This is a genomic window from Methylocella sp. (genome assembly GCF_044226135.1).
In the GTDB taxonomy this organism is placed as follows: domain Bacteria; phylum Pseudomonadota; class Alphaproteobacteria; order Rhizobiales; family Beijerinckiaceae; genus Methylocapsa.
Genome location: NZ_JBGAHM010000039.1, coordinates 20,975 through 27,906, shown reverse-complemented (window position 1 = coordinate 27,906; position 6,932 = coordinate 20,975). Strand labels below are relative to the sequence as shown.

7 protein-coding genes are annotated in these 6,932 nt (G+C 71.0%); 1 reads left to right on the top strand and 6 read right to left on the bottom strand.

Annotation, left to right across the window (positions count from 1 at the left end):
• Nucleotides 1-31 precede the first annotated feature (31 nt).
• The 4 genes from ACILRB_RS13830 to ACILRB_RS13815 form a co-directional block, all read right to left on the bottom strand.
• Nucleotides 32-607: a GNAT family N-acetyltransferase gene (locus tag ACILRB_RS13830; protein WP_395666878.1), complete on the bottom strand. Its 576-nt coding sequence runs from the start codon at nt 605-607 to the stop codon at nt 32-34.
• A gap of 594 nt (nt 608-1,201) precedes the next feature.
• Nucleotides 1,202-1,801 (bottom strand): hypothetical protein, encoded by a 600-nt coding sequence (locus ACILRB_RS13825; protein ID WP_395666877.1) that lies wholly within the window; start codon nt 1,799-1,801, stop codon nt 1,202-1,204.
• Between the two features lie 68 nt (nt 1,802-1,869).
• Entirely contained in the window at nt 1,870-2,511 is a 642-nt protein-coding gene (locus ACILRB_RS13820; RefSeq protein ID WP_395666876.1) for a nicotinate-nucleotide adenylyltransferase, read from the bottom strand.
• Nucleotides 2,508-3,797 (bottom strand): glutamate-5-semialdehyde dehydrogenase, encoded by a 1,290-nt coding sequence (locus ACILRB_RS13815; RefSeq protein WP_395666875.1) that lies wholly within the window; start codon nt 3,795-3,797, stop codon nt 2,508-2,510. The genes ACILRB_RS13820 and ACILRB_RS13815 overlap by 4 nt, the downstream gene beginning before the upstream one ends.
• A 133-nt stretch (nt 3,798-3,930) precedes the next feature.
• Here ACILRB_RS13815 and ACILRB_RS13810 point away from each other — a divergent pair, with 133 nt between their 5' ends.
• Nucleotides 3,931-4,509, top strand: a complete 579-nt coding sequence (locus ACILRB_RS13810; RefSeq protein WP_395666874.1) for a gamma-glutamylcyclotransferase family protein — start codon at nt 3,931-3,933, stop codon at nt 4,507-4,509.
• 9 nt (nt 4,510-4,518) lie between these two features.
• Here ACILRB_RS13810 and proB read toward each other — a convergent pair whose 3' ends face one another.
• Nucleotides 4,519-5,679: a glutamate 5-kinase gene (gene proB, locus ACILRB_RS13805; protein ID WP_395666873.1), complete on the bottom strand. Its 1,161-nt coding sequence runs from the start codon at nt 5,677-5,679 to the stop codon at nt 4,519-4,521.
• A gap of 175 nt (nt 5,680-5,854) precedes the next feature.
• Nucleotides 5,855-6,892 (bottom strand): GTPase ObgE, encoded by a 1,038-nt coding sequence (gene obgE, locus ACILRB_RS13800; protein WP_395666872.1) that lies wholly within the window; start codon nt 6,890-6,892, stop codon nt 5,855-5,857.
• Nucleotides 6,893-6,932: the final 40 nt, after the last annotated feature.

Sequence of the window (6,932 nt, the reverse complement as noted above, 5' to 3'; positions counted from 1 at the left end):
CGCCAGCGCGGCGAAACAGGCGCTCGGCGGCTCAGTCGGAGCCGAGCTCCTCCTCGAGGCGGCGGTCGAATTCGTCGAAATCAAGCTTGACCTCGACGAGGTTCTCCTCGCCGCGGCGCGCGACGAAGCCGAGCTCGCTGGCCATGAGGAGCATTTTGGAATTGTCCGGCGAGATATAGCCGGTGACGCCCTTCAGCCCGCGCCGGCGCGCGCACTGGATGATCTCGGTCATCAGGCGATAGCCGAGCCCGTGCGCCTTGAAGTCGGAGCGCACCATCACGTCATATTCGGCGGTGTCGGCGTCGGGCCGGTCCTGGGCGATGTGGACGACGCCGTAAATTTCTTCGGGCTGCACGTCGGGCAGGCTCGTCGCGACGATGGCGACCTCGGTCTCGGGGTCGAGATGGACGAATTTCTCGGCCATATGCGCGGCGAAGCCATGGACGGCGCCGAGCAGCCGGAAGCGCGCGTCCTCGGGGGAGGCGTGCGAGAACATTTCTTCGAGCCGCTCCTTGTCGTCCGGCCGGACATAGCGCAGCTGGAACCGCTCGCCGGCGGGCAGGCGGATGATGTGGTGGCGGTCTTGTCGTCTGATCGGCATGTTCATGAACGTCGGGCCTCGTCGCTGCCAGAGTCGCGCGCCCGGAGGAAGCCGAAGCTTCGCAGGGGCGCCGGGCGGCGTCTTTTCGCGCCGTCGATGGTCACAGTCTCCGCGATCAGAGTTGACCGAAGCTTGACGCGTCCGCGCCCCGGCAGGCGAGTTGGCGCGGGCGACGCGTCATTGCGGCGCGCCGATGAAGCGCGCCGTTCCCCCCTCCCGCGCTTCAGGCGCGGGCGGCGTCTCTGACTGGCTTGAGATATGCCTTCGCGCCCGCCGTTTCGCAAGTGCAGCAATCGGTTTTCGGCGCATCGCGGGCGCGGCGGATCGCCGCTCTTTGCCCCTTGAATTTGCAGGAGAAGCAATCGGTCGGCGAAACGCTTTTGCTAACCAGTTCTTAACCTTTGGCGCAAAATCCGCCGTCCGGCCGCGTCCGGTTCGATGAGGCCGCTTCAGGCCGGACGCCCGAGCGTCCGTCCGCGCCGCGGCAGGGCTTCGGGCCAGGCGGACGCACGGCGTCGAACGAAATCAAAAGGCCAACGGAGCCAAAAGGCCAACGGAGCCAGAGGGATGGAGCGGAAGACCGTTTGGTCGGCCTTGTCCCTAGCGGCGGAAGAAGCCCGACATGGCGTGCGAGCTCGGCGTCGGGCGCGGCGGCACGGCGAGGCTGTAGCCCTTGAGCCGCGCGAGCGGGGCGAGCGCCGCGAAAAGCGCCTTCTGCAGGAAAATCGGCGCCTGCGTCGTATAGAAATAGCCCGGATAGGCCTGATGCGTCAGGGCGCGCAGCAGCAGGCGCGGCTCGCCCCGCGCGTCATGCCATTCGGGATGCGCGGCGGCGCCGAGCGCCCGGTTGAGCAGGAAGCGCAGATACTGGCGCGCCGGGCGATAGCGCAGCTTCAGACGCGTCTCGTCGTCATGGCCGTTGCCATAGGCGTAGGCCGCGCGCGGCGGAATGGCGATCCGCTCGCCTGCGAGCAGCGTTCGCCCCGACCGGCCGACGACGACCGACAGCGCCCCCTCCGTCACCTCGATCTCGATGAGCGCGTTCGGCTCGGCGCGCCGCGCCTTCCGGCTTGCGCCGCGCGCGAGCACGATTTCGACCTCCGCCACGCTCACGCTTTCGCGGGTGTGCGGAAAGATTATGGTTTCCCCGATGATCGTGTTCGATATGCAGTCGCCGTCGGCGATCACAGGCAATGTCATGTCGACCCCAAACGACAGGCTGCGCTCAAAAAAGACAATGAAAGTGACTTCGTCTGGAAACCCGGCGATTAGGAGGCCAATTCCGGCGCCGGGTCAAAACTTTTTTTGCGCGCCGCCCGCAGCGCCGTCGAGGACGCCTGCGAGCGGCGTCCGTGCAGGAACACGAAGGCCGGCGGCGTCATCCCGGCGAGGCGCGCGGCGCGGGACTCGTCGATGCGGAACCGGGCCAGAAAGGCGCCGGCGGGCGCGCCGCCGAAGGTCAGGGTCGAGCCCGGCCGGTCGACGACGGCGATCGGCATCAGCCGCGCGATCTCGCGCCAGCGTCGCCAGCGGTGGAAGGAGGCGAGACTGTCGGCGCCCATGATCCAGACGAAGCGGGTTCCGGGGCAGCGCCTCATGAGGTAGCGCGCGACGTCGACGCTGTAGCGCGACCCTGTCGCCGCCTCGATCGCCGTCGCCCTGACGCGCGGATCGCGCGTAAGCCCGCGCGCCTGCGCAAGCCGCAGGGCGAGGGGCGCGAGCTCGCGCGCGTCCTTCAGCGGATTGCCGGGGCTGACGAGCAGCCACGCCGCGTCGAGGGCGAGCCGGCGCAGCGCGAGGCGCACGACGGCGGCGTGGCCCTCATGCGGCGGGTTGAAGCTGCCGCCAAAAAGCCCCACGCGCAGGCCCGGCCCATGCGGCGGAAGCGCGCGCGACGGCGGGCGCGTCACGGGCGCGTCTGTCCGTCTCCATGAACCCTGTATTTGAAGGTCGTCAGCTGCTCGACGCCGACCGGCCCGCGCGCATGCAGGCGCCCGGTGGCGATGCCGATCTCGGCGCCGAAGCCGAATTCGCCGCCGTCGGCGAATTGCGTCGAGGCGTTATGCATCACGATCGCCGAATCGACCTCGTTCAGGAAGCGCGCGGCGGTCGCGGCGTTTTCGGTCACGACGCAGTCGGTGTGATGCGAGCCGAAGGCGGCGATATGGGCGAGCGCGCCTTCGAGCCCGTCGACGAGCTTCACGCTCAGCACGGCGTCGAGATATTCCGTGCGCCAGTCTTCTTCCTGCGCGGGGTTTACGCGAGGATCGGCGGCCTGGACCGCCTCGTCGCCGCGAATCTCGCAGCCCGCCGCGATCAGCGCCGCGAGGAGCGGCTTCAGATGCGTCGCCGCGCAGGCGCGGTCGACGAGCAGGGTCTCGGCCGCGCCGCAGACCCCGGTGCGGCGCATCTTGGCGTTGACCACGATGGCTTTCGCCTTTTCAAGATCGGCGTCGCGGTCGATGAACACATGCACCAGCCCTTCGAGATGGGCGAACACCGGCACGCGCGCCTCGCGTTCGACGCGGGCGACGAGGCTTTTGCCGCCGCGCGGCACGATCACGTCGATCGTCCCGCCAAGGCCCGTCAGCATCTCGCCGACGGCGGCCCGGTCGGTGGTCGGCACGCGCGAGATCGCGGCCTCGGGCAGGCCGGCGGCGCGCAGGCCCTCGACCAGGCAGGCGTGGATCAGGGCCGAGGAGCGCCAGCTTTCCGAGCCGCCGCGCAGAATGGCGGCGTTCCCGGATTTGAGGCAGAGCGCGCCGGCGTCGGCGGTCACCGCCGGGCGGCTTTCATAGATGATTCCGATGACGCCGATCGGCGCCGAGACGCGTTCGATGACGAGCCCGTTCGGCCGCTCGAAACGGGCGAGCATGCGCCCGACCGGATCGGGCAGGGCCGCGACCTCCTCGACGCCGCGGGCCATGGCCTCGATGCGCCTGGCGTCGAGGCTGAGGCGGTCGAGAAACGAGCCCGTCGTGCCGCGCGCCGTGGCCGCCGCGTAATCTTCGGCGTTGGCCGCTTCGATCTCGCCGGCGCGGGCGCGGAGCGCGGCGGCGGCGACGCGCAGGGCGTCGGCCTTGGCCTGCGCCGGCGCGAGGGCGAGCCGGCCGGCGGCCGCGCGCGCCGCCCGGCCGAGGCGGGCCATGGCCGCATGAAGGTCGTCGGCCGGTTCGACCAGTTCGAGTGCGCTCATCGTCCGTCCGTCCGGTTCGGTGCAAGGCATGTCGCGTCGTCAGGACATGTCGCGTCACGTCGAGACTTAGGGCAAAAGAGGGAGGCTGCGCAATGCGCGCCGCTTCAATCCCCGGCGTGGAGGAACGGCTTCGATGCGGATCGACTGGCGCCGGCGCGCGCTGCGCCTCTGGGTCATGCTGGCGACGCGCTCCTGGCGGCTCTCGCGCTGGCGCTACCGGCGCCATGGGCTGGAGCTCGCCGGGCGACCGGCGGACCGCGTCTGGTATTTCGCCTATGGCGCCAACATGCATGACGGCGCCTTTCGCGAGCGGCGCGGCATGCGCCCGAGCGCCTGGCGCGCGGGGCGCCTTCAGGGCTGGCGGCTGCGCTTCAATCTCGAAGGGCGGCCGAAGGGCAGGGCCGCGCCGGCCAATATCGAGCCCTGCGCCGGGGCCGAGGTCTGGGGCGTGCTCTATGAGATCAGCCGGCGCGACATGCTGCGGCTCGACGCCAGCGAAGGGGTTCCGGGCCGGCGCTACCGGCCCGCGTGGATCGAGGCCGAGGACGCGCAGGGCGGGAGCGTGACGGCGGTCGCCTATGTGGCCGAAGGCGCCGCCGAGGACGGGCGGCCCTCGCTGCGCTATATCACGCTGCTGCGCGAAGGGGCGCGCGCCCATGGCCTGCCGGCGCATTGGCTGGAGCGGCTCGACGCGGTCGAACCGGCGGGTTAGGCGGCCGTTTCAGGCCGAGGCCGGGGCGCCCGCGAGCGCCATGTCGTCGCGGTGGATCAGCGCCGTGCGCTGCGGGCCGCCCAGAATCGCCTCGACCTCATGCGAATTGCGCCCGGCGATCGCCGCCGCGTCGCCGGCGTCGAAGGCGGCGAGGCCGCGGCCGATTTCGCCGCCGCGCTCATTGCGCATGATCACGCAATCCCCTCGCGCGAAATCGCCCTCGACGCGGGTCACGCCGGCGGGCAGCAGGCTGGCGCCGGCGAGAATGGCGCGCTCGGCGCCGGCGTCGAGACGCAGCGCGCCGCGCGGCTCGAGCGAGCCGGCGATCCATTTTTTCCGCGCGGTCAGCGGGCTCGATCCGGTCAGGAACCAGGTGCAGGGGCCGCCCTGCGCGACGCGGGCGACGGGGTGGGGGACGCGCCCGTCGGCGATCAGCATATGCGCGCCGCCGGTCGTGGCGATCTTGCCGGCCTCGATCTTGGTGCGCATGCCGCCGCGCGAAAAATGCGAGGCGGCGGCGCCGGCCATGGCCTCGATGTCCGCCGTCACGCGCGCGACCACGGGAATGAGGTTCGCGCGCGGGTTTTCGGCGGGCGGAGCGTCATAAAGGCCCGGCACGTCGGAGAGAAGAATGAGCAGGTCGGCGCTGGCCATGGTCGCGACGCGGGCGGCGAGCCGGTCGTTGTCGCCATAGCGCAGCTCGGAGGTCGCCACCGTGTCGTTCTCGTTGATCACCGGCACGGCGCGCAGGTCGAGCAGGCGGGCGATGGTCGCGCGGGCGTTGAGATAGCGCCGCCGCTGCTCCGTGTCGCCGAACGTCACGAGGATCTGCCCGGCGGTCAGGGAGAGCGCGGCGAGGGTCTCGGCCCAGATGCGGGCGAGCGCGATCTGGCCGACGGCCGCCGCCGCCTGGCTGTCCTCGAGCTTGAGCGGGCCGTCGGGCAGGCCGAGCACGGTGCGCCCGAGCGCCACCGAGCCCGACGAGACGACCATCACGTCGGCGCCGCGGGCATGCAGGCCGGCGATGTCCTGCGCGAGGCTCGCGAGCCAGTCCGCCCTGACGCAGCCGCGCGCGCGGTCGACGAGCAGGGACGAACCGACCTTGAGGACGATGCGGCGGAAATTTTCGAGCCGGGGCGTCGCGGCTTCAGGCGGGGCGGAGCTGGTCATGGGTCCGATGCGGCGGAACTGCGTGAGGGTTCGGCGCGGCCGCCGGCCCTGAAAGGCGGGCCGCCGTGCGGGCGGGGGCTCATGGGTTCGATCGAGGCGGAATCAAACGAAGCGAAATGAAAATCTTCGGCGCGGGCCGAACGCGCCGCGGGTCGCGCGTTCGGCGGAAAACGCTTTACGGCGCCCAGGCGGGGGCGGGCGCGGCGTCGGCCGCGTCCTGCGCCCTGGCGGCGTCGATCGTCGTCAGAAGCGCGCGCAGGGCTTCGTCGACGTTCATATGGGCGGCGGCCGAAAGCCGCAACGGCGTGCGCCTCGCCGCGCGCTTCAGCCGCATCATCTGCTGCTTCAGCGTCTCGGCGTCGACCGCGTCGATCTTGGACAGGGCGACGATCTCGGGCTTTTCGGCGAGGTCGCCGCCATAGGCCTCGAGCTCGCGGCGCACCGTCTTGTAGGCCTTGCCGGCGTGCTCGCAATCGGCCCCGACGAGATGCAGCAGGACGCGGCAGCGCTCGACATGGCCGAGAAAGCGGTCGCCGAGCCCGACGCCTTCATGCGCGCCCTCGATCAGGCCGGGAATGTCGGCGAGCACGAATTCGCGGCCAGAGCAGGAGACGACGCCAAGCTGCGGGTGCAGCGTGGTGAAGGGATAGTCGGCGATCTTGGGCCGGGCCGCGCTGACGGTCGAAAGGAAGGTCGACTTGCCGGCGTTGGGCAGGCCGACGAGGCCGGCGTCGGCGATCAGCTTGAGCCGCAGCCAGAGGGTTCGCTCCTCGCCGTCCTGGCCCGGATTGACGCGCCGCGGCGCCTGGTTGGTGGCGGTCTTGAAATGGGCGTTGCCGAAGCCGCCGTTGCCGCCTCTGGCGAGCACGACGCTCTGGCCTTCCTCGGTCAGGTCGGCGACGAGCGTCTCGCCGTCCTCCTCGAAAATCTGGGTGCCGAGCGGCACGTTGAGCACGGCGTCGGCGCCGCGCCCGCCGGCGCGGTTCTTGCCCATGCCGTGGCCGCCGGTCCTGGCCTTGAAATGCTGCTGGAAGCGATAGTCGATCAGCGTGTTGAGGCCGTTGACGCAGCGCGCGACCACGTCGCCGCCGCGCCCGCCGTCGCCGCCGTCGGGGCCGCCGAACTCGATGAATTTCTCGCGCCGGAACGACAGGCAGCCGGCGCCGCCGTCGCCCGAGCGGATATGGACTTTCGCGACGTCGAGGAATTTCATGGCGTGCCTGCGCGGCGGTCAGGCGGCCGCGCCGCCGTTC